We start from the raw sequence: 24,792 nt of genomic DNA, 5'->3' as shown, positions 1-24,792 counted from the left end.
CAAGGAGAGTGTCCAAATGAAAAACGTCAAAATAACAGGGACGGGTTCTTATGTTCCTGAAAAAATTCTGACCAACCTTGATCTTGAAAAATTTCTGGACACCTCTGACGAATGGATTACCTCTCGAACCGGCATTCGTACCCGCCATGTTGCTGGAGATCAGGAAGTTACATCCGACCTGGCGACCGAGGCTTCTCGACGTGCTCTAGAGATGGCCGGCGTTTTGCCGGAAGAGATCGACATGATAATCGTCGGGACGATTACCGGAGACTATCCTTGGCCTGCCACCGCATGTGTTGTTCAGCATAAACTTGGCATCCGCGGCTGTGCTGCTTATGATGTTTCCGCAGCGTGCAGCGGCTTTGTCTATGCTCTCGATACAGCGGTCAGCCGGATACGTTCCGGAGTTGGTTCCAAAGCTCTCGTTATTGGGGCTGAGGTTCTTACTCGCGCGGTAGACTGGGAAGATCGCAATACCTGTGTTTTGTTTGGCGATGGTGCCGGTGCCGTCGTTCTCGAAGCCTGTGACGAAGACAAGGGGATCCTCTCGACTCACCTGCATGCAGACGGGTCCTATGCGGAGTTACTCTACCAGCCAGGCTTCGGATCCCGAAACCCAGCCTCTGAAGAGGGTCTGAAAGCTCGTCTTCCTTACCTGAAAATGCAGGGAAATGAGGTTTTCAAAATTGCCGTCAGGTCTTTGACTGATGTAGCACTTGAGGCTCTTGAGGCAAATGGGATGACGATCAATGACGTTAGCCTTTTCATTCCTCACCAGGCCAATCAGCGTATTCTTGATGCGACAGCCAAGCGAATTGGTTTTCGTGATGAGCAGGTTTACGTCAATGTGGACCGTTTCGGAAACACCTCCGGCGCTTCCATTCCCCTTGCTTTGGATGAAGCGAACCGTAGCGGGAAAATAAAGCCTGGAGATATCGTTCTTCTAGATGCCTTCGGTGGCGGACTGACCTGGGGGTCTGCTCTTATCCGCTGGTAGCTTCTGCGTACAAAGGGAGTGTTAACCATTATGGTTGCCTTGATTTTTCCCGGACAGGGATCACAATACGCCGGCATGGGGAAAGCGCTGGCGGATAACTTCCCCGTTGCCAGACAGACTTTTGAAGAAGCCGATGACGCCCTGCAATTCAAAATTTCTTCGCTTTGTTTTCAAGGACCTGAAGAAGAGTTGAAGCTGACGGCCAACACGCAACCTGCCATATTGACGACCAGTGTGGCGGCTTATCGTGTCCTTGAATCCGAAATGAGCCTGCAACCGTCTTATCTGGCTGGCCACTCCCTAGGGGAATATTCTGCCCTTGTCGCTTCTGGCGCCTTGGCTTTTGCAGATGCCGTCAAAACTGTCCGTGCCCGTGGGCTTTTCATGCAGGAGGCCGTTCCCGTTGGTACCGGCTCCATGGCCGCTATTCTTGGGTTGGAGGGCAGAGATCTAGAAGAGATCTGTCGTGAGGCAGCGCAGGGGGATGTCGTTGCGCCGGCCAACTACAACAGTCCTGGTCAGGTAGTCATTGCTGGACACGTTCAGGCGGTAGATCGCGCCATTGCCCTGGCCAAGGAAAAGGGCGCCAAAAAGGCGATGTCTTTACCCGTAAGTGCTCCGTTTCACTGTTCTCTCATGATACCTGCAGGACTTCGTCTGAAAGAAGTACTTGATGGTGTCAATGTCTCGACCATGAATATGCCAGTGGTTAGCAATGTTGAGGCTCTTCCGAATCAGGACCATTCCCTGATCAGAGATCTCCTGGTTCGCCAGGTCAGCGCGCCTGTCCGCTGGGACGAGTCTATTCTAAAAATGGTCGATCTGGGCGTTGAGCATTTTATTGAGGTCGGTCCTGGGAAGGTTCTCTCCGGGCTGGTTCGCCGCATTGCGAAAGGGGTCCCTGTTGGGAACCTGGAAGACACCGACAGTCTTAAAAATCTGCAGGCGAACTTCTAGGAGATTTATATGCTTAAAGATCGCGTTGGTGTAGTCACGGGTGCGTCACGAGGGATTGGGCGCACGATCGCTCTTGCCATGGCAGCTGCCGGTGCTAAAGTGGTGGTGTCTGCTCGAAGTGCAGCGGGAATCGAGGCTTTGTGCCGTGAAATTGAAGATAGTGGGGGATCCTGCATTAGTGTCGTGGGTGATGTCGCTGTCACTGAAGACGCCGATCGCATCATCAAGGCCGCCATTGATCATTTCGGCCGACTCGATATTCTCGTTAATAATGCAGGGATAACCAGGGACGGCTTGTTGCTGCGCATGAAGGATGAGGATTGGGACGCGGTGCTCGATACGAACCTCAAGGGAGCTTTTCTCTGCACCCGAGCCGCGGCTAAGGTCATGAGCAAACAAAAGTTTGGACGTATAATTAACATTTCATCCGTTGTGGGAGAAATGGGAAACCCAGGCCAGGTCAATTACTGTGCCAGCAAGGCGGGCCTTATCGGGCTTACAAAATCGGTGGCCAAAGAACTGGCTCGAAGAAATATCACGGCTAATGCCATAACTCCAGGTTTTATAACTACGGATATGACAGAGGCCCTGCCGGAAAAAACTCGAGAGGAATTGGCCGCCCAGATTCCCCTTGGTCGTCTTGGTGATGCAACAGACATTGCTCATGCTGTCATCTTTTTAGCGTCGGATCACGCCGGTTACATCACAGGACAAGTGCTTGGAGTCAACGGCGGGATGTATATGTAGGAGTTCAGAAAGCGCAAAACACTTGTCCGGTCATCGATCGGCTTGAACAACAAAAAGGAGGAAAGGCAAATGGCTTCTATTGAAGAAAGAGTTAAACAGATTGTTGCTGAGCAGCTTGGTGTTGATGAGGATCAGGTAACCAACGATGCGTCTTTTATGGACGATCTCGGGGCTGACTCCCTTGATACTGTTGAGCTGGTCATGGCTCTTGAAGAAGAGTTCGACGTTGAAATCTCTGACGAGGACGCTGAGAAGATCCAGACTGTTCAGGATGCGATCAGCTACATCAGCGAACAAGCCTAAGATTCAAACAAGGGAGGAGAAGTTTTCTCCTCCCTTGTTCTTTGTTTTATTAACAAAAGCCTGGTCTATCGTTCCTGTTTTTTTATGGGACCTTGATCGCGTAGAACATTCCCGCTGATGGGTATAGTCGCCCTTACGGAGGAAGAGTATCATCATGCGTAGAGTCGTTGTGACAGGTGTCGGGGTTGTTTCTGCTCTTGGAACCGGGGTGGAAAAGAACTGGGATGCTTTGATAAACGGAAAATCTGGCATTGATCGGATTACACGTTTCGATGCATCCGATTTGCCTACTCAGATTGCCGGCGAAGTCAAAGACTTTAATGCCGAAGATTTTATTGATAAAAAAGAAATCAAAAAGATGGACCTGTTTATTCAGTACGCTCTTGGAGCCGCTGAACTGGCGATGCAGGACTCCGGGCTTAAAATTACTGACGATAATGCCGAGCGCGTTGGGGTTGTCGTAGGTGCTGGTCTCGGTGGCCTTCCTGCTATTGAAAAATACCATCAAGCCAGCCTAGAGGGTGGGCATAAGAAAATCACCCCATTCTTCATCCCGATGCTGATTATTAATCTGGCTCCTGGCCAGATTTCCATCAAATATGGCGCTAAAGGTCCTAACCTTTCCTCCGTCTCCGCTTGTGCTACAGGAACCCACTCGATTGGGGATGCTTTTCGCATGATCCAGCGAGGAGATGCGGATGCTATGATCGCCGGAGGTACTGAATCTACCATCACCCCGCTTGGGATTGGCGGATTCAACGTTATGAAGGCGTTGTCCACACGTAATGATGATCCCACTGCTGCCAGTCGTCCATTTGACAAGAATCGTGATGGATTCGTCATGGCAGAAGGCGCCGGTATTCTGATTTTGGAAGAATACGAAAGTGCTAAAAATCGTGGAGCTAAAATTTATGCGGAAATTAGCGGCTATGGCCTTACCGGTGATGCTCATCACCTGACGGCTCCCGCTCCAGGAGGGGAGGGGGCTGCGCGCTGTATCAAGATGGCACTTTCCACTGCGGGCATTTCGCCGGACCAGGTTGACTATATCAACGCGCACGGTACTTCCACGCACTTTAATGACCTTTACGAAACCATGGCCATCAAGTCAGTTCTCGGTAGCCATGCAAGCAAGGTATTGATCAGTTCCACCAAAAGCATGACAGGGCATGCCCTTGGCGCTGCCGGTGGAATCGAAGCGGTTTACGCGTTACTGGCCATGGAACGAGGGGTTGTGCCTCCTACCATCAACTATGAGGAGCCTGATCCCGAGTGCGACCTCGACTACGTGCCCAATGAAGCACGCAAGGCCCACATCAAAGTGGCCTTGTCCAACTCCTTTGGGTTCGGCGGGACTAACGCGACGCTGCTTTTTAAAAAAATATAACAACCGGAGCGAAAAACGAAAATGCTCATCATTGCAAGTGATCACGGTGGCCTTGAACTCAAAGAAGCGCTCAAGGGATATCTCCACAAAAGGCAGGTCGCTTTTCGTGATCTGGGAACCAATGGCTCTGAATCCGTCGACTACCCAGATTTTGGCGAGAAAGTAGCTCAAGCGGTTTCTCTTGGTCAAGCAGAGGGTGGTATACTTATCTGCGGCACAGGGATAGGGATGTCCATTGTGGCCAATAAATTTCCAGGAGTCAGGGCCGCTCTGGTTCATGACGAATTCACCGCCCGCATGGCCAAGGAACATAACAACGCGAATGTTCTCGTACTCGGTGGACGAGTAGATGCTTCAGCGCAAGGTGTCGAAATGGTTGCAGCTTGGCTGGATGCTGAGTTTTCGGGGGGGCGACATCAGCGACGGCTTGATAAGATTGCCGAACTGGAAAAGACCATAATATGCGCCGGTAAAATTTAGAGGCAGGATGACAATGGGCAGGCCTCCGGCCTGCCCATTGTCATTGAATACCCCCCAAAATACATAGTGATAAATACAGTTTTTAAATCGGAGGTGGAGTCACATGTCGGAACTGCTGGCCAAATTTGACCCTGAAATTGCATCAGCTATACAGAGAGAGACAGGGCGGCAAGAATACAGTCTGGAATTTATTGCTTCGGAAAATTTTGTCAGCGAAAACGTATTGGAAGCGCAAGGTTCAGTTCTTACCAATAAGTATGCCGAAGGGTATCCCGGAAAAAGATATTATGGCGGCTGTGAATTCGTTGACGTTGCCGAACAATTGGCGATTGATCGTGCAAAAACCCTTTTTGGTGCTGAGCATGCCAATGTACAGCCCCATTCAGGGTCGCAGGCCAATATGGCCGTCTATTTTTCTGTATGTCAACCTGGGGATACCATCCTCGGCATGAATCTGGCTCACGGTGGACACCTCACTCATGGTTCCCCCGTCAATTTTTCCGGCAAATTATTCAATATTATCCCTTATGGTGTCGAGAGAGAGACGGGTCGAATTGACTATGGGGAGGTCGAGAGGCTAGCTCTTGAACACAAACCCAAGATGATCGTCGTCGGGGCGAGCGCGTATTCACGGACACTGGATTTCCCCACTTTTCGCCAGATTGCCGATAAGGTAGGAGCTGTTGTAATGGTCGACATGGCTCATATCGCCGGTCTGGTGGCTGCGGGTGAACACCCGAGCCCTGTTCCTTATGCTGACTTTGTGACCACTACCACACATAAAACACTCAGGGGGCCTCGCGGGGGCATGATTCTCTGTCGTGAGGAGCATGCCAAAAAACTGAACAGCAATATTTTCCCTGGGATTCAGGGTGGTCCACTGATGCACGTTATTGCTGCCAAGGCTGTCGCCTTCAAAGAGGCGCTAACTCCTGAGTTTAAGGAATATGGCCGTCAGGTGGTCAAAAATGCCAAGGCCCTGGCTGCTGCACTCAACCGTAACGGGTTTGATATTGTCTCGGGGGGAACGGACAACCACCTTATGCTGGTTGATCTAACCAATAAGGACATCACTGGCAAAGTGGCCGAAGAGACCTTGGAAAAGGCTGGCATCACGGTTAACAAGAATGCGGTGCCGTTTGATACGCGTTCTCCCTTTGTCACTAGTGGTTTCCGTGTTGGAACTCCAGCCACTACTACCCGCGGACTGAAAGAGGCTGAAATGGAAAAGGTGGCTGTCTGGATGGCACGCGCTCTTTCTAACGTAGACAACAAAAATGAACTTCAAGCGATTCGTCAGGAAGTTAAAGAACTCTGTCTGAAGTTTCCTTTGTACTCCCATCGCCTGTCCGTATGACGCGTCCGACCTGGGAGGAATATTTTATGGAGATCGCCCGGCTCGTGGCCAGGCGATCTACCTGTATGCGCCGGCAGGTTGGTGCAGTAGTCGTCAAGGAAAAAAATATTCTGGCGACGGGTTACAATGGTACACCATCAGGGATTGCTCATTGTTCTGAAGTGGGCTGTTTGCGACAAACGCTGAACGTTCCTTCCGGTGAGCGACATGAACTTTGTCGTGGACTACACGCAGAACAAAATGCCATCATCCAGGCGGCCAAGCATGGTGTGAACATCAGTAATGGCACTCTTTATTGCACCAACTCACCTTGCGTCATCTGCTCCAAAATGCTGATCAACGCCGGTATCGCCCGCATTGTCTACCTGGAGGGATATCCCGATCAGCTATCCCTGGAGATGTTGGCAGAGTCGGGTATCGGCGTACACTCTTTCGCGGATTTTGCCGATAGAAAGGCCCAGGATATCTGACATGAAGTGCCCGTTTTGCAGCTTTGAAGATACCAAGGTCATCGATTCCCGACTAGGAAAAGAAGGGAACAACATCCGAAGGAGGAGGGAGTGTATTGACTGTGGTCGTCGGTTCACGACCTACGAGCGGGTCGAAGAGATTCTGCCGTTGGTCGTTAAAAAAGACGGTCGCCGTGAACCTTTTGACCGCTTAAAAATCATTGCCGGTATGCAGAGAGCTTGCGAAAAACGGCCTGTTCCTATTGCTACCATTGAAAAACTCGTGGATCAGCTGGAAATTTCCCTTCAGGAAAGTGGCGAAAAGGAAATCGAAGCCAGCCGCATAGGTGAGGGCGTTATGGAGGCCTTGAGGAATGTTGACGAGGTTGCCTATGTGCGTTTTGCCTCTGTGTACAGGCAATTCAAGGACATTAATGAGTTTATGTCCGAACTTAAAGAAATTCTGGCCAAAGAGAACAAATCAGCCTGAGCCGCTCATTTCTTTCACCAAGGTAAACAATCTCTTTCTTCCAGCTTTTTGATATGGCAAATCCTGAAAGCCCATCTCCCGATTATTATATGACCCGGGCCCTTATTCTGGCCCGCACAGCCGAAGGGCGCACCCGACCAAATCCGGCGGTAGGAGCCGTTATCGTCTGCAGCGGGATGATTGTCGGTGAAGGTTTTCATCGTCGGGCCGGAGAGCCCCATGCCGAAATTAATGCGCTGAGGCAGGCTGGCGTGCAGGCCCAAGATGGGGAGTTGTATGTCACCCTCGAACCCTGTTCGCATCATGGCCGAACCGGGCCCTGTGCTGAGGCCATTGTGGCGGCGGGTATCAGGAAGGTTTTTATTGGAACACGGGACCCAAACCCCAGGGTTTGTGGGAGGGGCATCTCGCTTCTTGCGGATAACGGCGTAGAAGTGGTGACAGGCGTACTGGAGGAGGAATGTCGCCATCTGATAGCCCCTTTTGCCAAGCACGTACTGACGGGAACGCCCCTGGTTACTCTCAAGTCCGCTATAACCCTCGATGGTTTCTGTGCAACCTCCTCCGGCGAATCCCAGTGGATATCAAACGAACAAAGTCGATTATATGTGCATCAAACGCGTGATAAGGTTGATGCCGTCATGGTTGGCATCGGTACGGTTCTCACCGATAATCCTCGGTTAACCACCCGACTTCCAGAGGGGGGCCGAAACCCCATCAGGGTTGTTGTTGACACTTTTTTGCGTATTCCGGAAGACTCGGCCCTCGTAGCGCTTTCTGCCGACGAGGGGACTCTGGTTGCCACCACAAACGCGGCCGATCCCAATAAGATTTGCAGGCTTCAGGCCGTCGGTGTGCGTGTTCTTGTACTCCCCCAAAAAAACGGTCATGTTGATCTGAATGCTCTCTTGCTCGAGCTGGGGAAAATGGATATCCAACACCTTTTTCTCGAGGGTGGGGCCATCCTAAATGGTACCCTCTTGCGTGAAGGGCTGGTGGACAGGGCCATGATTTTTGTGGCGCCGGTACTGTTGGGGGGCGATGATGGACGAGGCTTGTTTGCTGGGCAAGGCGCCACCCGCCTGGTAGATGCCTGGCGCCTCAAGCATGTTCGTGTCAGGTCTTTTGGGGACGATGTCCTTTTGGAGGGAGAAGTATACCCATGTTCACCGGACTGATTCAAGATGTCGGAACTCTACTGAAAATTCATAAGGGTGGAGCAAGTTTTCAGCTTACTGTTTCCACGCATTTTCCCCTTGATGATCTTTCGATTGGTGAAAGCATCGCCGTCAACGGGATTTGTCTCACGCTCGTTTCCAGGGGTGGAGGTGCGTTTTCCGCCGATGTCTCCCGGGAAACCGTGATGCGAACCAATCTGGCTGACCTGCGAGTGGGGCAGAGGGTCAACCTGGAGCGTGCTCTCATGCTTTCCGATCGCCTGGGGGGGCATATCGTGACTGGGCATGTTGATGGCATTGGCGTGATTCGTTCAAAAACCCTTGAGGGAAATGCTGAGCGCATCGTTATTTCCATACCTGATAGGTGCCATCGATACATGGTTGTGAAGGGTTCCGTTGCCGTCGACGGCATCAGTTTGACAGTCAACGATGTGACAGAAGAGGACTTCTCTCTTATGATCATTCCCCATAGCCTCTCTCGGACAACTCTCCAGTACGTGAAGCCGGGGGATAGGGTTAATGTCGAAACGGACATTCTTGGAAAGTATGTTGAGCGCCTTTTGGGATCACGGGGGGAAGGGCAAAAGAGCCAAGCCGTGAACTTTGAATTTCTTGCAAACCATGGATTTATGTGACATGATTGCGCCTCTCGAAAGGACGTACCCTGACATGCCTATTGGAAAAATAGAAGCAGCCCTCGAGGATATCCGCCAAGGTAAAATGGTTATTCTCGTAGATGATGAAGATCGGGAAAATGAAGGTGACCTGGCTATGGCAGCTGAATTGGTTACACCTGAAGCCATTAATTTCATGGCTAAAGAAGGGCGTGGCCTTATTTGTCTGACCCTTACCGAGGATAGAGCCGACCTTCTTGACCTTCCGCTTATGGTTGAAAACAACTCGTCATCGTTTGGAACAGCGTTTACTGTATCTATTGAGGCCAGACGTGGAGTTACAACCGGAATATCTGCTGCTGATCGGGCCACGACCATTCAGGTTGCGCTAGCTGATGAAACCACTGCCTACGACCTCGCTCGTCCTGGGCACGTTTTCCCTCTCAGAGCCAAGAAGGGCGGGGTTCTTGTCCGGGCCGGACAGACCGAAGGTTCTATGGATTTGGCGCGGTTGGCTGGACTTAAGCCTGCTGGGGTCATCTGTGAAATCATGAACGATGACGGGACCATGGCCAGGATGCCTCAATTGAAGGTTTTCGCCCAAGAACACGGTCTCAAAATTATTACCATCGCTGACTTGGTAGCTTACCGGATGTGCAAGGAACGACTGGTAAGGCGCGCGGCTGAAACGATTTTGCCTACACCTTACGGTGGAGAATTCCTGGCCATCGCTTACGAAAATGATGTTGATCAGGCCCAGCACTTGGCTCTGGTCAAAGGAGATATTGACCCAAGTCAGCCTGTTCTTGTCCGTGTCCATTCCGAGTGTCTCACTGGGGATGTCTTTGGATCACTTCGATGTGATTGCGGTGATCAGCTTCATGCGGCCATGAAGCAGATTGCTCAAGAAGGAAACGGAGTCGTCCTGTACATGCGCCAGGAAGGTAGAGGTATCGGCCTGGTCAACAAACTTCGCGCCTATGCTTTGCAGGATCAGGGGCACGATACCGTTGAAGCCAACGAAGCGCTTGGTTTCAAGGCTGACCTGCGGGATTATGGCATTGGCGCTCAGATTCTTTCCGAATTGGGTGTCCGGAAGCTCAGGTTGATGACGAATAACCCTAAAAAAATTGTTGGCCTGGAAGGGTACGGGCTTGAGATTGTTGGCCGGGTTCCTCTGGAAGTTGCGCCGACAGGCACCAATCGCCGCTATCTGGAAACGAAACGGGAGAAGATGGGACATCTTCTTGAAAATCTTTGAGGCTTGCTTTGCCTGTTAATGGTATCGGCATAGGAGATCGTGATGAGCCAGATTTATGAAGGAAAGTTGGATGCCAAGGGTCTTAAGGTGGCTCTGATTGTGAGCCGCTTCAACAGTTTTATCTGTGACCGTCTGGTTGAGGGTGCGGTGGACGCTCTTGTTCGTCATGGGGCAGTTGGCGAAGATGTTCATACCATTCGGGTGCCCGGGGCATTTGAAATACCTATTGCAGCCAAGAAGGTGGCACAGACTAACCGATATGATGCCATTATTTGTCTCGGATGTGTTATCAGGGGTGCCACTCCCCATTTCGAGTATGTCAGTGCTGAAGTTTCCAAGGGCGTGGCCTCAGTCAGTCTTGAGTCAGGGATTCCTGTTGCGTTTGGTGTTTTGACAACGGATACGATCGAACAGGCCATTGAGAGGGCGGGGACCAAAGCCGGCAACAAGGGCTTTGACGCCGCTGTTAGCGCCATTGAAATGGCCAATCTCTTTAAGGCTCTGTGAGAACATGGGGACACGTAGGAAAGGGCGGGAACTCGCTCTTAAAATCATCTACAGCTTGTTTGACCAAAATACCTCCATCGATGCGGTGTTAGAGGATTTCTGGCGTAATTTCCATTTTCAGGATGACATTCTCGGCGACCCGGTTGAGGGACCCCCGGACTCCGTCCCCTCGGAGCAGCGTCATTTTACCGAAGAGCTAATTTATGGGGTCGACAAACACCTTGAACAGATAGACAAGGTTATATCCAGTCATTCGACTAACTGGTCACTTGACAGGATGTCGAGAGTAGACCTGTCTCTACTTCGACTGGCAGTCTACGAATTGCTCTACCGCCCGGATATCCCCTCCAATGTGGTGATCAACGAAGCTATTGAAATTGGAAAGCGATATGGTACCGTCGAAACACCCTCCTTTATCAATGGCATTCTAGATAAAATATCCCGTGAAAACAGGCATGTTGTTTCATGACGCGCGTGCGGGTTCTTGACCTTCCTGCCGACAAACTTGACGGGGAGGTCATTGTTGCCTTCATCTTTGAGGACCAGCAACCCATCCGAGGAGCTGCCGCTCTGCTGGATTGGCGTCTTTGCGGTCTCCTGACACAAAATCTGCTTGAAGGATTCATGCGTGGGGAAGCGGGCCAGCGACTTGTGGTCATGGGCGATCATCGTGTCAACGCGGACTGGGTGATGTTTTTTGGTGCCGGCAGGTTTCAAACCCTGGATACGAAAAAAATGGAAGACCTTGTCCGACAGGTTCTGGACATTCTTAAAAGAGCCGGATTTCGGCGTGTCGCGCTAGCTATTACACCTCCGACCAAGGTAAGCCGTACCGCTCTTCAGGGTACTATTGAAGCCTATCTTGCTAGCGCTTCCCTTGGGACCATGGAATGTCTTCTGACCTTTCAAGGTGAGTAAAAATCTAAATTACAATTTGTCGTTAGGTCAAAAAAGCATATCTTCGAGTGGTGGAGTTTTAATATGCAAAGTATCAATATCGGTCTTTTAGGTTTTGGAACCATTGGAACAGGTGTAGTTCGACTTGTCCAGAAAAACGCCAAGATCATCGAACAGCGTCTCGGCTGCAAGGTGAACCTCGTGAAAATAGCCGACTTGGATATTGTTCGCGATCGTGGTGTGAGTGTTCCAGGTCATATGTTGACTGCCGATGCGAATGACGTTGTCAGCCACCCGGATATCCATGTCGTTGTTGAACTGATTGGTGGATATGAACCCGCTCGTTCTCTAGTTCTAAAAGCCATTCAAAACGGCAAACATGTTGTTACGGCAAATAAAGCATTGCTCGCCGTTCATGGCCAGGAAATCCTGCAGGCTGCGGAAAAGTACGGTGTGGAGGTTCTTTATGAAGCGGCCGTAGGTGGTGGAATCCCTATTATCTCAGCCATTAAAGAAAATCTCTGCGGCAACAACTTCCATAGCGTGTTCGGCATTTTTAATGGTACTTGCAACTACATTCTGACACGCATGACGGAAGACGGAGAGGATTTTGGCTCTGTGCTTAAAGAAGCACAGGAAAAGGGGTATGCTGAGGCGGACCCTACGTTTGACGTGGAAGGGATCGATACTGCCCACAAGTTGGCCCTGCTGATATCCTTGTGTTTCGGCACTCGCGTCGATTTTTCCAAGGTATATACAGAGGGCATTGCACAGCTCTCTCTGGTTGATATCGAATTTGCCAAACAGATGGGCTACAAAATCAAGTTGCTTGCCATCGGCAAGGAGGAGGGAGGGCAAATCGAGGCCCGCGTACATCCCACCATGATACCTGCCGATTATCCTCTTGCTCAGGTTGATGGCGTGCTGAATGCTGTTCGCCTTGTCGGTGATTTTGTCGGTCCTGTGACTCTGCAGGGCGCCGGCGCTGGAATGGATGCCACCGCTAGCGCAGTTGTGGGTGACATTATGTCTCTGGGCCGCAATATTTTGCAGGGAATCAATAAGCGCTCACCTATAATGGGGTACTGTCCCGCGTATATTCGTGATCTGCCGATAAAATCAATGGACGAGATTGTCGGGCCTTACTATCTGCGGTTTGCCGTCATGGATAGGCCGGGAGTTCTTGCGCAGATCGCCGGGATTCTCGGAACTTATGACATCAGTATCGCATCCATGATTCAGCCCGATCGCCAGGAAGGATTGTCTGTTCCGGTTGTTCTGGTGACCCACGATGCCCTGGAAGTGAATATCAAAAAGGCCCTTAAGGAAATAGATAACCTTGAGGTGATCCGCGAAAAGAGTCACCTGATACGCATTGAAGCAAGTCTCGATTAAAATAATGCTCCTAGAGCGTAATAAAATTGCTTGACTTGCCTTGTGCGGTTTGATAAAAGGTACCGGCATTTGGGTTGTAGGCACGTAGCTCAGTGGGAGAGCACTACCTTGACACGGTAGGGGTCGGCGGTTCAATCCCGCCCGTGCCTACCAGATACATTCTGGGACGATTTAACGATTGAGGCATCCTTGGATGCCTCTTTTCATTAGCGGGGTGTTGAATGGAAATGATTCGAGTTGAACTGCCTGACGGGAGCATCCGGGAAGTCGCCGAAGGAATTTCCGTGCTAGAAGTTGCCGGATCGATCAGTGAGGGGTTGGCCAGACAGTCCGTCGCGGCAAAGATCGATGGTCACCCTGTTGATGTGACGTCAACTCTTGTTCGTGATTGCCGACTTGAATTGATTACTCTCAACTCTGCAGATGGCCTGGACGTCTATCGTCATTCGGCGGCGCACCTCATGGCCCATGCGGTGAAGGATCTCTTTGGTGAAGAGGTACAGGTGACCATCGGCCCATCCATTGAAAATGGCTTCTATTACGATTTCTACAGTGATACACACAAGTTTACTCCCGAGGAGTTTGAGCAGATTGAAGCGCGCATGGCCGAACTGGCCAAAGCCGATCTTCCTATTCTGCGTCAGGAGATGAGTCGCGATAGCGCCATCGAACTGTTCAAGCAGATGGGAGAGTCATACAAGGTTAAATTGATTGAGGATCTTCCCAACGAAACCGTTTCCCTTTATCGTCAGGGAGAATTCGTTGACCTATGCCGTGGACCACACTTGCCGTCAACGGGCAGAATCAAAGCTTTCAAATTAACCAGTCTTGCCGGTGCCTATTGGCGTGGTGATGAAAAAAACGCCATGCTGCAGCGCATTTATGCGACAGCCTTCCCGGACAAGAAGCAGCTCAAGGCCTATCTAGAAAAACTTGAAGAAGCCCGCAAGAGGGATCATCGCAAGCTAGGTCGTGAGCTTGATCTTTTCAGCTTTAACGATGAGGCCGGCGCCGGACTTGTTATTTGGCATCCCAAGGGGGCCATGCTGCGGACTATTCTTGAGGATTTTGAGCGCAAGGAGCATCTGCGGCGAGGCTATGACATCGTCATGGGGCCGCAGATTCTTCGCACTGACCTGTGGAAAACGTCCGGTCATTATGAAAATTACCGGGAAAACATGTACTTCACAGAAGTGGACGAACAGAGTTATGGGATCAAACCCATGAACTGTCTGGCCCACATGCTCATCTACAAATCCAAAAAGCGCTCTTACCGAGATTTGCCGTTGCGCTTTTTTGAACTTGGCACTGTACATCGCCATGAAAAATCGGGTGTGTTGCATGGTCTGCTCAGGGTTCGAGGCTTCACCCAGGATGATGCGCACATCCTGTGTACTCCCGACCAGTTAGATGGCGAAATCAAGGGCGTTCTGCGTTTTGTCCAGGACGTCATGAAAATCTTCGGCTTTGAATATGAGATGGAGATTTCCACGCGGCCTGAAAAGTCTATTGGCAGCGATGTGGACTGGGAGCGGGCGACCACTGCCCTGATGAGCGCCCTTAAAGATTCGGGATTGCCTTTTGAAGTCAATGAGGGTGACGGCGCATTTTACGGCCCTAAGATTGACATTAAGCTCAAGGACGCTCTTGACAGAAGATGGCAGTGTGCTACAATCCAGTGCGATTTTACCCTGCCTGAACGCTTTGATCTGAGTTACGTCGGGACGGATGGGGAAAAACATCGCCCTGTTATGGTTCATCGTGTTATTCTCGGAGCGATCGAGCGGTTTGTCGGAGTCCTGATTGAGCACTATGCCGGCAATTTTCCTTTGTGGCTTTCCCCCATTCAGGCCCGTGTCGTCAATGTGACGGATCGTCAGGCCGATTATGCAAGGGAAGTGACACAATTACTGCGGGAAGCCGGTGTTCGTGTTGATGCGGACCTTCGCAATGAAAAACTCGGTTACAAGATTCGCGAAGCTCAAATGGAAAAAATACCTTACATGCTGGTCATTGGTGACAAGGAATTGGAAGAGGGAACGCTTTCGCCTCGTCATCGCAGCGGTGATAATTTGAATGCCATGAAACCTGATGCATTTATCCACTTCATCCAGGATGAATGCAGGTTATATCATTAGGAGGTGACACCATAGCTAAGCAAGAGACCAATATCAATCGTGCCATTCGAGCAAGAGAAGTCCGGGTTGTTGACGATGAGGGCGAACAGCTCGGTATATTGAGCCTTGAGGAGGCCCTGGGCGCCGCCACTGCACGTGGCCTTGACCTGGTTGAGGTGTCACCCAACGCCGTACCTCCCGTTTGCCGGATCATGGATTATGGCAAATATAAATATCAAGCAAGTAAAAGGGCGGCAGAAGCCAAGAAAAAAACCGCAAAAGTAGAAACAAAAGAAGTCAAAATGCGGCCCAAGACAGAAGACCACGATTTCCAGTTCAAGGCCAAGAATGCCCGGCGATTTCTCGATGACGGGAATAAAGTCAAAGTGACTGTCATGTTTAGGGGGCGCGAGGTGACTCATCCGGAATTCGGCAGAGCTTTGATGGATCGTATTGCCGAGGAAGTCAAGGATATAGCTGTGATTGAAATGTCGCCGCGCATGGCTGGACGTTTTATGACCATGGTGTTATCACCCCATAAGAAGCAATAAAGACCTAGTGTTTGTGTGGATTCATCTAAATAGCAGGAAACTTGCGCGATAAAAAATAGAAGGAGATACAGGGAATGCCCAAAATCAAAACTAATCGCGGCGCTGCAAAGCGCTTTCGTACAACGGGTAGTGGACGGGTACGTCGCAACAAGGCCTTTACCAGTCATATTTTGACCAAAAAAAGCACCAAGCGTAAACGTGACCTGCGTCAGGGAACTTTGGTTCATAAGGCTGATGAGAAAAATATCAAGGCTCTCATCCCTTATCTCTAGGCACAGGTCATTATCGGCTCAAGACCGTGAACTGAGGGGAAATTGTCTCCCCCTTCAGATCCGGCAGCGGGAAACCGCTCATTTCACCACTAGAAGGAGTAGAATATGCCGAGAGTAAAAAGAGGTTTCAAAGCGAGACGCAGACGTAACAAGGTACTCAAGCTAGCCAAAGGGTACCGTGGAGCGCGTAGTAAACTGTTTCGCAGTGCAACTGAAGCTGTAGATCGCGCCCTGAACTACGCTTTTCGTGATCGCAAGGTAAAAAAACGTGATTTCCGAGCTCTTTGGATTGCCCGGATCAATGCGGCCTCCCGCGAAAACGGGATTTCCTACAGTCGTCTTGTTCATGGGCTTAAAAAGGCCGAGATTGGACTGGACAGAAAAATTCTGGCACAGCTCGCGATCAGTGACCCCGGCGGGTTCACCGCGGTCGTGGATAAAGCCAAGGCCCATTTGCAGTAGATGGAAAAAAGAGATGAGGGCCTACCTCATCTCTTTTTTTTATTTTTCACTATCGGAAGCCCCAGGGCTTCCGTTCTTCTTTTTATCCACTAAGTGGGGCAATGATGAAGCAGAACTTTGATGATATGCTCGAGCGGGCCAGGGAGGCTGTCGAGGTTGCGCAGTCCGAGGTCTCTTTGCAGGATGCGCGAGTGCGTTTTCTCGGAAAAAAGGGAGAGTTGACAGCCATCATGAAAGAAATGGGTCGACTTTCTGCAGAGGAACGGCCCGTGATTGGGGCACTCGCCAATCACGTCAAGATGACCCTTGAAGATTTGTTTACCACCCGCTTGGTGGCAATCAAGGAACTAGAAATTGCTCGTCGTCTTGAAAAAGAGCAAATCGATGTAACTTTGCCGGGGAGAGGGCACTTCCGTGGCTCCAAGCATCCCATCAGTCTGGTGACAGAGGAAATCTCCGAAATATTCCTGTCCCTGGGTTTCGGGATTGCTGAAGGTCCCGAGGTCGAAAAGGATTTTTATAATTTTGAAGCCTTAAATATACCTAAGGATCATCCTGCCCGCGACATGCAGGACACGTTTTACGTGTCCCCGGAGGTGGTTCTTCGTACACATACTTCACCAGTGCAGATTCGTACCATGCTTAAGCATGAGCCTCCCGTTCGGGTTATTGCACCCGGTACGGTATACCGGAGAGATTCAGACATCACGCATAGCCCTATGTTCCATCAGATTGAAGGTTTCCTTGTTGATCGTCATATTACCTTTGGCGACCTTAAGGGTATCTTGACGACCTTCATCAATCAGTATTTTGGACAAAATATCGGAGTTCGTTTCCGCCCCTCTTTTTTCCCTTTTACTGAACCCAGCGCTGAAGTGGATATCCAGTGCGTCATCTGTGGCGGGAAGGGTTGCCGTGTATGCAAAAATAGTGGTTGGCTTGAAATTCTCGGTAGCGGCATGATTGACCCTGAGGTTTTCAAGTCCGTTAATTATGATCCTGCTATTTACAGTGGTTTTGCTTTTGGTATGGGTTTGGAGCGTATAGCCATGTTGAAATATGGGGTCAATGACCTGCGCCTCTTTTTCGAAAATGACTTACGCTTTTTGCGTCAATTCTGAGTGGATGTATGTGACGCTCTGATATCTCCAATTCCTGATAAAGGGCTTTAAGAAATGATTGTAACTTCAAGCTGGATAAAAGAATTCGTTGATTTTAATATGTCTGCCGACGACCTTTCTCATCGATTGACGCTGGCGGGTCTTGAAGTTGACTCTCTGGAGAAAATTGGCGAGGGCCTTGACAGTGTCATCGTTGCCAAGCTTGTTTCGGTTGAACCCCATCCGCAAGCGGATCGCCTTACGGTTTGTCAGGTGGATACGGGGTCTGAATGTGTCCAGGTTGTATGCGGCGCCACGAATCATAAGGCTGGCGACCATGTCGCCCTGGCTCAGGTTGGATCGATCCTCCCTGGCGACTTCCAGATTAAGAAGTCTAAAATTCGGGGTATTGAATCTCAGGGAATGCTTTGCTCTGAATGTGAACTTGGGATCGCCGGAGAGTCTGCAGGTATTTTGATCCTGCCGAAAACCCTGCCCCTTGGTGTTCCGGTTTTTGACGCACTGAAGTTGAAAGACGCTCGTTTCGAAATCGGACTTACGCCAAATCGGTCTGACTGCCTTAGTGTGTTGGGGGTTTCCAGGGAAGTTGGCGCTATGGTGGGAAAACCAGTTCTGGCAAAGGTTGTGGATATTCCGGATTCCGATGAAGCTATCAGTGACCTGACTTCTGTTACCATCGAAGAACCGGAACTTTGCCCCCGTTATGCGGCCCGCTTGATTCAGGGTGTAAAAATCGATTCGTCTCCAGATTGGATGGTGCGACGTCTTGAGTCGTTGGGGATGAGATCGATCAACAACGTTGTCGATATAACCAATTATGTCATGATGGAACTTGGGCACCCTTTGCATGCCTTTGACTTCAGCCTGTTGCGGGGAAAGAAAATTATTATTAAAAGGGCCGGGGAAGGGGAGAAGTTCAACACTCTCGATGGGCAGGAGCGTGAACTTAATTCCAGCGACCTCGTCATCTGTGATGCCGAGGGACCCGTCGCTCTAGCTGGCATCATGGGGGGTGAAAACTCTGAGATCCAGGCGGAGACCGCCGATATACTGCTGGAAAGCGCCTACTTCAGCCCCCAGGCAATCCGGCGCACCAGCAAACGTTTGGGGATACACTCTGAGTCGAGTCATCGATTTGAGCGAGGGGCTGACATCAACATGGTCCCCTTAGCGTTAAACCGAGCGGCAGCGCTGATTCAGGAACTTGCCGGCGGTAAAATCGCCACGGGCATGCTTGACATCTATCCCAATCGCCTGCCAGAAAGAAAAGTAACCGTGAGTGTGCATCGGACCAATGAGGTCCTGGGGCTTTCCCTGCGCCTTGATGACATAGAGCGCCTTTTGCGCTCTATCGGTCTAGCTGTGGAAAGAGTGAATGCTCAAGGCACGAATATGCTGAATGTGGCCATTCCCTCATTCCGACATGACCTCGAAAGGGAAATCGACCTCATTGAAGAAGTGGCCCGTTTAAACGGATACGACAAAATTCCCGTTACCATGCCCGTTGGCCGTTCTGTTTGCCATGCTCCGCCAGCATCGATTCATATGTCCGGTCATGCCAAGGATTTTCTTGTCGGTGCCGGTTTTTGTGAGATCATTAATTATTCTTTCGTTTCCCCGTCCGCATGGGATGCCATTGGTCTTCCTGGGGAAGATCCCCGGCGGCAAAATGTCAAAATTCTGAATCCTCTGACTGAAGAACAGTCGGTCATGCGGACCACCCTCGTCCCGAGTATTCTGCAGACCGTCGCGCGCAATCTTGCCTACCGTTCCAGGGACCTTCGTCTTTTCGAACTGCGCCCTGTGTTCATGGTCAATTCCGCAGATGAACTGCCCCGTGAAAATTTGCGCCTATGTGCCATTCTTTGTGGCCGCCGAGAACCTGAAGGTTGGGCCCAGAGCAATAACCCCGTTGATTTTTACGATTTAAAGGGTGTTGCCGAAGGGTTGTTGAACTGTTTTCAGGTTAATGGGGTGTCTTGGGAAGTTGACAAAGTAGTTGAACCCTATCTTCACCCTGGGAAGTCCTGCGCGCTCTTTTACCAGGGGAAACAGCTCGGCGTCTTGGGAGAAGTCCATCCCCAAGTCCTCGAAAAATTTGAAATTGATACGCCTGTATATCTCCTGGATATGGACGTGAGCTTGCTTCAGTCCGCTTCAAGGGGGGCCGTTAAATTTCAGCCCCTATCCCGCTTTCCTGAGGTCTATCGGGACAGTGCTTTCTTGGTCGATGAATCCACGTCGGCTCAAGAGGTTCTCGTGGTTGCCAACAAGGCAAAGAGCCCGGAAGTCGTGGGAATTGTGCTTTTCGATGTGTACCGAGGCAAGGGAGTTCCCGAAGGCAAGAAAAGTATAGCCATACGTGTGCGCTATCGTTCTATGGATAAAACATTGACCGACGAAGAAATTGCTTCACTTCACGGAAAAATAATCAAAGCCTTGGAGAAAAGACTAGGCGCCGAAATTCGTTAAAAAAATCGGTTGATCACCTCAAATTCCTGTGGTATAAAAAAACCCGTGAATTCAAATACCTGTACTATTTTTACGTGGAGGTGCCATGACTAAGGCGGACCTTGTCGAAAATGTTTACTTGAAAACCGGTTTCTCCAAGAAGGAATCCGCTGATATTGTCGAAATGGTTTTCGACATATTGAAATCGACCCTTGAGGAAGGCGACAAGATCAAGATTGCTGGTTTTGGCAATTTTGTCGTCAAGCAAAAGGCAACTCGTCGGGGTCGCAATCCTCAAACAGGTGAGGAAATTGAAATTACCTCTAGAAGGATACTCACCTTTAAGCCGAGTCAAGTCCTGAAGGCTGCTATTAATGGTGAATGATCTCGGCGGCAGGTAATGGATCGGGCAGAGAATGAAAATACACCCTGAGAAAATCTACTTCAAGATTGGCGAAGTAGCCAACATGACCGGTGTCAAACCTCATGTTCTCAGGTATTGGGAGTCTGAGTTTTCCTGTTTTCGTCCGGCCAAAACCCGTAAAAACCAGCGAATCTATCAGCAGAAAGATATTGCTCTGATCCTGAAACTTAAAGAATTGCTTTATCAACAGGGTTACACAATAGCGGGTGCCAAGGCCCGACTGCATGAAGAAGGTGGTTTTTCATTTTCTGAGCAATCAGACGATGCTGGGTCTTTTGACGCACGATCATTTTTGAAAGAGTTGCGGGGCGATCTGTCCAAACTCAGAGACTCCATGATCATCAACCCCTGAAGAATGACCGGGTCTTCCCCGGTCGTTTCTTTTGGTACTCCTTTGAGGCCCCTTGCTTATCCTGATTACCAATGATGATGGAGTCCATTCTCCTGGGTTAAGCGCGCTGGTTGATGCGCTTGGCAACCTGGGCCGGGTTGTCGTGGTAGCTCCTGATCGGGAACGCAGTGCTGCCGGACACTCTCTCACCCTTCATTCCCCACTTCGTGCCGACGAAATTCGGACCGACGTTATTGCCGTGGATGGAACGCCTACAGACTGTGTGAACCTAGGCATCCATGGACTTCTCTCCGAGAGGCCCTCTCTTGTTGTTTCTGGCATAAACAAGGGCAGCAACATGGGAGATGATATCACCTACTCAGGAACCGTTTCCGCTGCCATGGAAGCTACCATGATGGGCGTTCCTGCCATGGCGGTATCTTTATCATCCGACTCCTTTCTCTATGACGACTTTTACTTTGCTGGACAAGCCGCGTTCGAATTGGCTCATAAAATCCTTGATTACGGGTTACCCCCAGATACTTTCCTGAACGTCAACGTGCCCAAGGGGCTGCCTCTTGGTGCCCAGATGACACGACAGGGAAAGCGCCGATATGGTGATGTTGTCGTAGAAAATCTCGACCCGAGGGGACGTAAATATTACTGGATTGGCGGCGGCGAACTCGGGTTTGAAAACATTGAAGGTACCGACTTCCATGCTGTCAATGAAGGATATGTTTCCATAACGCCACTACATCTTGACTTGACCAATTACACCTCTTTTGCAGGCCTTTCTCGCTGGAACCTGGACGTTTTCACAAGACTCGCCTGAAGTTTTCCTAAAGCTGATTTCCAAGAGATCTTCATGATGGATTTTTCCATAGCCCGGCGCCGCATGGTTGAGCAACTTGTCAAGGGTAAAGGTGTCAGCGATCCCCTTGTTCTGGACGCCATGCTTGCGGTCCCACGGCACTTATTTGTCGAAGAAGCTTTTCAGAGTCAGGCCTATAGTGATTTTTCCCTGCCAATAGGCGAAAAGCAAACGATCTCTCAGCCCTATATTGTTGGCAGAATGACTGAGTGCTTGCTGCTCAGGGGTGGCGAGCGGGTCTTGGAAATAGGGACGGGCTCCGGATATCAGGCCGCGGTACTCTCTCGCATCGCTTCTCGTGTCTACTCCGTTGAAAGACACCCATCCCTGGCCCGCAAGGCAAGAAAGGTTCTGGACAGTACGGGATGCAACAATGTCCATATCAAAGTCACGGACGGAACCTTCGGGTGGGAGGAGCAGGCTCCTTTTGACGCGATTATTGTCACGGCGGCTTCACCCTCCGTTCCTGAAAAATATCTTGATCAATTGACCAGTAATGGCCGCTTGGTCATTCCGGTCGGTGAGAAGGATAGTCAGATTCTCAAAAGAATTATCCGTAACGGAAACCAGTTCTGCGAAGAAAATATTCTGGATTGTCGTTTCGTACCTCTTGTTGGACGGTACGGATGGTCGGAAAGGGATATCTGAAGTGCATCTGGTAAGAAGACTTTACGATTGGGTGCTTCATTGGGCTTCGACACCTTATGGGGTGCCTGCTCTTTTTCTGTTGGCTTTTTCAGAATCCTCCTTTTTCCCCATCCCGCCTGATGTCCTTCTGCTGGCCCTCTGCATTTCCGTCCCAGCGAGGTCCTTTCGCTTTGCCTTGATCTGTTCTCTTGGTTCTGTCCTTGGTGGTATAGTTGGGTACCTCATCGGTATGACCCTGTGGGACGTGGCTTCCGGATATTTTTATGCCTACGTCCCGGGATTTACAGCGGAGGTATTCCATCAAGTCCAGAATATTTTTTCTACTTATGATTTCTGGGCTATCTTTGCTGCCGGCTTCACGCCCATACCCTATAAGGTTTTCACTATCGGGGCCGGTGTATTTGAGATCAACTTACCAGTATTTATCTTTGCTTCAGCTGTTGGACGAAGCTTGCGGTTTTTTCTCGTTGCCTGGCTTATTTTCCGTTTTGGCCCCGTGGTAAGAGGTTTTGTCGAGAAGTATTTCAATCTGCTGACGATTGTATTTGTTGTGCTTCTCATAGGGGGCTTTATTGTCGTTCAGCGTCTTTTTTAAAGAAAAGTCTGTCGGATAGCTCCGGTATTGACTGAGGGGAAATGTTCAGGCTACCTTGTTAAAGAAAAGGGGATGCACAAAAATCGATTGTCCAATAGGAACGGGATGCTTTTGCGTACACTCATCATTGTGTTTTTTTTAATATTCTTGGCTGCTTGCACTCCGGCTAAGGGTATTTATCACCAGGTTGGCGAGGGTCAGACCCTCTACCGCATAAGCCGTGTCTATGGAGTGAACGAACAGTACCTGGCCCGCGTTAACGGGATCAGTGATCCCAGTCGGCTACAGGCCGGTCAGAAGCTTTTTGTCCCTGGTGCCGTACATCAACGCAAGGTCCCATCTACAGTCATTTCAAGTTCTCGTTCGCCATCGACCAACCCCCCAAAACCTGTCCCTCTACATACACCTGCGAAGACTCCTGCCACAAAGACGGTTGCTTCGCCTCAGGAAAAAAACCGTTCACCCGTAGTCACTGCGCCACCTAAATCAGTTATGCCGGCTCCCCGCAAGGGCCAGTTCATTTGGCCAGTAAAGGGACGGGTTGTGAAAAATTTTGGCAACAACGAAGCTGGCCCGAGCAAAGGGCTCGAAATTGCCGTTCCCAGAGGAACGGCCGTGGTTTCCTCCGGTGCGGGAAGGGTTATTTATAGCGGCAACGGTATCCGCGGATATGGCAATCTTATTATTCTGAAACATGACAATTCGTATTTTACCGTTTACGGATTTAATGATAAAAATCTAGTCGCTGTGGATACCTTTGTTAGTCGGGGGGAGAAAATAGCTCTTTCCGGCGTACCTGCTGGTGGTGGAGAACCTCGTGTTCACTTTGAAATCAGACAGGGGAAGGAAGCTGTTAATCCGAGTTTATACTTGCCTTAAACAGGTCAATCCCTTAAAATTCTGGCGCAGTTTGCACGGGATTTATTTCATGAGAGGTTTCTGTAATGGATGAATTGTTGGCCGACTTTGATGGTTCAGAGAACCATGAAGATGGGGATGCAGAGGATGCCGAAATTTCTCTGGAAGCCGAAGATGAATCAAAGGAAGAGGCCGAGGCTGAAGCTGAAGCTGAAGCTGAAGAAGAAGATGACAGCCATTCAGATGATGCTATTAAGCTCTACCTGAAAGAGATTCAAAAAACGACCCTGTTGACTGCCCAGGAAGAGAGGGAGTTGGCCAGGCTTATATCCCAGGGGGATATGGCTGCAAGGGATCGCATGATCGAGTCCAACCTTCGGCTCGTTGTGAAGATTGCCAAGCGTTATATGAATCGTGGGCTGCCTTTCCTCGATTTGATCGAGGAGGGCAACATGGGTTTGATCAAGGCTGTCGAACGCTTCAAGCTCAGTAAAGAATGTCGCTTTTCCACCTATGCCACCTGGTGGATTCGGCAATCCATCGAAAGAGCATTGGTCAATCAGAGCCGAACCATCCGATTGCCGGTTCACGTTTCCGACGACATCAATAAGTTTATTAAAATAAGTCGTGAACTTCTACAAAAGCTCAACCGTGATCCTAAGATCGATGAAATTGCCGAAGCTATGGGAGTTGAACCGCACTATATCAATCGCCTCATGGTTCTGGTTAAAAAGACCTACTCGATCGAACATCCCATGGGGGAAAACAACGATTATAGCTTGATTGATACCATTGAGGATCCAACTGCCGCCGACCCGGCTGTCCTTATCGAGGATCTGAACAAGTTCAACCGGGTTTCCGAATGGCTCGGCACCTTGAGCGAAAATGAACGAGACATTCTGACCCTGCGGTTTGGATTGGATGACCGCGAGCCACAGACTCTGGACACCATTGGGAAACGTTTTGGGGTTACTCGCGAGCGCATCAGGCAGATTGAAGCCAAGAGTTTGGAAAAGTTAAGGAAAATGATGGAAGAAAACCAGGGCCCGCTATAGGTTCTTGTCGTGTGCAG

Annotated in this window: 28 protein-coding genes, 1 tRNA gene and 1 pseudogene; all 30 read left to right on the top strand. The window is 50.1% G+C overall.

Annotated features, from left to right (window positions below):
* The first annotated feature begins 16 nt into the window (after nucleotides 1–16).
* Nucleotides 17–997, top strand: coding sequence for a beta-ketoacyl-ACP synthase III (locus tag AOP6_RS08135; RefSeq protein ID WP_155876251.1), 981 nt, complete (start codon nucleotides 17–19; stop codon nucleotides 995–997).
* Between the two features lie 30 nt (nucleotides 998–1,027).
* Complete coding sequence (fabD, locus tag AOP6_RS08130; RefSeq protein ID WP_155876250.1) at nucleotides 1,028–1,954, top strand: ACP S-malonyltransferase; 927 nt, start codon at nucleotides 1,028–1,030, stop codon at nucleotides 1,952–1,954.
* Nucleotides 1,955–1,963: 9 nt separating this feature from the next.
* Complete coding sequence (fabG, locus tag AOP6_RS08125; protein WP_155876249.1) at nucleotides 1,964–2,701, top strand: 3-oxoacyl-[acyl-carrier-protein] reductase; 738 nt, start codon at nucleotides 1,964–1,966, stop codon at nucleotides 2,699–2,701.
* A gap of 69 nt (nucleotides 2,702–2,770) precedes the next feature.
* A complete protein-coding gene (acpP, locus tag AOP6_RS08120; RefSeq protein ID WP_155876248.1) occupies nucleotides 2,771–3,004 on the top strand; it encodes an acyl carrier protein in 234 nt (77 codons plus the stop codon).
* A 154-nt stretch (nucleotides 3,005–3,158) separates the two neighbouring features.
* A complete protein-coding gene (fabF, locus tag AOP6_RS08115) occupies nucleotides 3,159–4,391 on the top strand; it encodes a beta-ketoacyl-ACP synthase II (protein ID WP_155876247.1) in 1,233 nt (410 codons plus the stop codon).
* A gap of 21 nt (nucleotides 4,392–4,412) precedes the next feature.
* Nucleotides 4,413–4,871: a ribose 5-phosphate isomerase B gene (gene rpiB / locus AOP6_RS08110; RefSeq protein ID WP_155876246.1), complete on the top strand. Its 459-nt coding sequence runs from the start codon at nucleotides 4,413–4,415 to the stop codon at nucleotides 4,869–4,871.
* A gap of 103 nt (nucleotides 4,872–4,974) precedes the next feature.
* Entirely contained in the window at nucleotides 4,975–6,228 is a 1,254-nt protein-coding gene (gene glyA / locus AOP6_RS08105; protein WP_155876245.1) for a serine hydroxymethyltransferase, read from the top strand.
* Entirely contained in the window at nucleotides 6,225–6,698 is a 474-nt protein-coding gene (locus AOP6_RS08100) for a cytidine/deoxycytidylate deaminase family protein (protein ID WP_155876244.1), read from the top strand. The genes glyA and AOP6_RS08100 overlap by 4 nt, the downstream gene beginning before the upstream one ends.
* A 1-nt stretch (nucleotide 6,699) precedes the next feature.
* Entirely contained in the window at nucleotides 6,700–7,167 is a 468-nt protein-coding gene (gene nrdR / locus AOP6_RS08095; RefSeq protein WP_155876243.1) for a transcriptional regulator NrdR, read from the top strand.
* A gap of 53 nt (nucleotides 7,168–7,220) precedes the next feature.
* Nucleotides 7,221–8,345 (top strand): bifunctional diaminohydroxyphosphoribosylaminopyrimidine deaminase/5-amino-6-(5-phosphoribosylamino)uracil reductase RibD, encoded by a 1,125-nt coding sequence (gene ribD, locus AOP6_RS08090; RefSeq protein WP_225897257.1) that lies wholly within the window; start codon nucleotides 7,221–7,223, stop codon nucleotides 8,343–8,345.
* Nucleotides 8,330–8,980, top strand: coding sequence for a riboflavin synthase (locus AOP6_RS08085; protein ID WP_155876242.1), 651 nt, complete (start codon nucleotides 8,330–8,332; stop codon nucleotides 8,978–8,980). Before ribD ends, AOP6_RS08085 begins: the two co-directional genes overlap by 16 nt.
* 34 nt (nucleotides 8,981–9,014) lie before the next feature.
* Entirely contained in the window at nucleotides 9,015–10,220 is a 1,206-nt protein-coding gene (locus tag AOP6_RS08080) for a bifunctional 3,4-dihydroxy-2-butanone-4-phosphate synthase/GTP cyclohydrolase II (protein ID WP_155876241.1), read from the top strand.
* A gap of 42 nt (nucleotides 10,221–10,262) precedes the next feature.
* The gene (ribE, locus tag AOP6_RS08075) at nucleotides 10,263–10,727 is read left to right on the top strand and encodes a 6,7-dimethyl-8-ribityllumazine synthase (RefSeq protein ID WP_155876240.1); all 465 of its coding nucleotides are present in this window, start codon (nucleotides 10,263–10,265) and stop codon (nucleotides 10,725–10,727) included.
* 4 nt (nucleotides 10,728–10,731) lie between these two features.
* Complete coding sequence (nusB, locus tag AOP6_RS08070; protein ID WP_155876239.1) at nucleotides 10,732–11,196, top strand: transcription antitermination factor NusB; 465 nt, start codon at nucleotides 10,732–10,734, stop codon at nucleotides 11,194–11,196.
* Nucleotides 11,193–11,645 carry a M17 family peptidase N-terminal domain-containing protein gene (locus AOP6_RS08065; RefSeq protein ID WP_155876238.1) on the top strand — a complete coding sequence of 151 codons (453 nt, stop codon included), beginning with the start codon at nucleotides 11,193–11,195 and terminating at the stop codon, nucleotides 11,643–11,645. The genes nusB and AOP6_RS08065 overlap by 4 nt, the downstream gene beginning before the upstream one ends.
* Before the next feature lie 63 nt (nucleotides 11,646–11,708).
* On the top strand, nucleotides 11,709–13,019 hold the full coding sequence (locus tag AOP6_RS08060) for a homoserine dehydrogenase (RefSeq protein ID WP_155876237.1): 1,311 nt from the start codon (nucleotides 11,709–11,711) through the stop codon (nucleotides 13,017–13,019).
* A 78-nt stretch (nucleotides 13,020–13,097) separates the two neighbouring features.
* Nucleotides 13,098–13,172 (top strand) — tRNA-Val (locus AOP6_RS08055).
* 68 nt (nucleotides 13,173–13,240) lie between these two features.
* Complete coding sequence (gene thrS / locus AOP6_RS08050) at nucleotides 13,241–15,157, top strand: threonine--tRNA ligase (protein WP_155876236.1); 1,917 nt, start codon at nucleotides 13,241–13,243, stop codon at nucleotides 15,155–15,157.
* Between the two features lie 11 nt (nucleotides 15,158–15,168).
* Entirely contained in the window at nucleotides 15,169–15,687 is a 519-nt protein-coding gene (infC, locus tag AOP6_RS08045) for a translation initiation factor IF-3 (RefSeq protein WP_213194843.1), read from the top strand.
* A 74-nt stretch (nucleotides 15,688–15,761) separates the two neighbouring features.
* A complete protein-coding gene (gene rpmI / locus AOP6_RS08040; RefSeq protein WP_155876234.1) occupies nucleotides 15,762–15,959 on the top strand; it encodes a 50S ribosomal protein L35 in 198 nt (65 codons plus the stop codon).
* 105 nt (nucleotides 15,960–16,064) lie between these two features.
* Nucleotides 16,065–16,421 (top strand): 50S ribosomal protein L20, encoded by a 357-nt coding sequence (gene rplT / locus AOP6_RS08035; protein WP_155876233.1) that lies wholly within the window; start codon nucleotides 16,065–16,067, stop codon nucleotides 16,419–16,421.
* 104 nt (nucleotides 16,422–16,525) lie between these two features.
* The gene (pheS, locus tag AOP6_RS08030; protein WP_155877678.1) at nucleotides 16,526–17,542 is read left to right on the top strand and encodes a phenylalanine--tRNA ligase subunit alpha; all 1,017 of its coding nucleotides are present in this window, start codon (nucleotides 16,526–16,528) and stop codon (nucleotides 17,540–17,542) included.
* Between the two features lie 54 nt (nucleotides 17,543–17,596).
* Nucleotides 17,597–20,014: a phenylalanine--tRNA ligase subunit beta gene (pheT, locus tag AOP6_RS08025; RefSeq protein WP_155876232.1), complete on the top strand. Its 2,418-nt coding sequence runs from the start codon at nucleotides 17,597–17,599 to the stop codon at nucleotides 20,012–20,014.
* An 85-nt stretch (nucleotides 20,015–20,099) separates the two neighbouring features.
* Nucleotides 20,100–20,375: pseudogene (locus tag AOP6_RS08020) on the top strand (integration host factor subunit alpha); the annotation flags it as partial.
* Between the two features lie 34 nt (nucleotides 20,376–20,409).
* Nucleotides 20,410–20,769 (top strand): MerR family transcriptional regulator, encoded by a 360-nt coding sequence (locus tag AOP6_RS08015; protein ID WP_155876230.1) that lies wholly within the window; start codon nucleotides 20,410–20,412, stop codon nucleotides 20,767–20,769.
* Nucleotides 20,770–20,821: 52 nt separating this feature from the next.
* Nucleotides 20,822–21,580 (top strand): 5'/3'-nucleotidase SurE, encoded by a 759-nt coding sequence (gene surE / locus AOP6_RS08010; RefSeq protein ID WP_155876229.1) that lies wholly within the window; start codon nucleotides 20,822–20,824, stop codon nucleotides 21,578–21,580.
* A gap of 36 nt (nucleotides 21,581–21,616) precedes the next feature.
* Nucleotides 21,617–22,267 (top strand): protein-L-isoaspartate(D-aspartate) O-methyltransferase, encoded by a 651-nt coding sequence (locus tag AOP6_RS08005; protein ID WP_155877677.1) that lies wholly within the window; start codon nucleotides 21,617–21,619, stop codon nucleotides 22,265–22,267.
* A 1-nt stretch (nucleotide 22,268) separates the two neighbouring features.
* A complete protein-coding gene (locus AOP6_RS08000; protein ID WP_155876228.1) occupies nucleotides 22,269–22,862 on the top strand; it encodes a YqaA family protein in 594 nt (197 codons plus the stop codon).
* 72 nt (nucleotides 22,863–22,934) lie between these two features.
* Nucleotides 22,935–23,741, top strand: a complete 807-nt coding sequence (locus tag AOP6_RS07995; protein ID WP_155876227.1) for a peptidoglycan DD-metalloendopeptidase family protein — start codon at nucleotides 22,935–22,937, stop codon at nucleotides 23,739–23,741.
* Nucleotides 23,742–23,806: 65 nt separating this feature from the next.
* Nucleotides 23,807–24,775, top strand: coding sequence for a sigma-70 family RNA polymerase sigma factor (locus AOP6_RS07990; RefSeq protein WP_155876226.1), 969 nt, complete (start codon nucleotides 23,807–23,809; stop codon nucleotides 24,773–24,775).
* Nucleotides 24,776–24,792 lie beyond the last annotated feature (17 nt).

This window comes from Desulfuromonas sp. AOP6 (assembly GCF_009731355.2).
Lineage (GTDB): Bacteria > Desulfobacterota > Desulfuromonadia > Desulfuromonadales > SZUA-540 > SZUA-540.
Note: the sequence above shows the minus strand (reverse complement) of the source record. Positions and strands in the feature narration are given on the sequence as shown.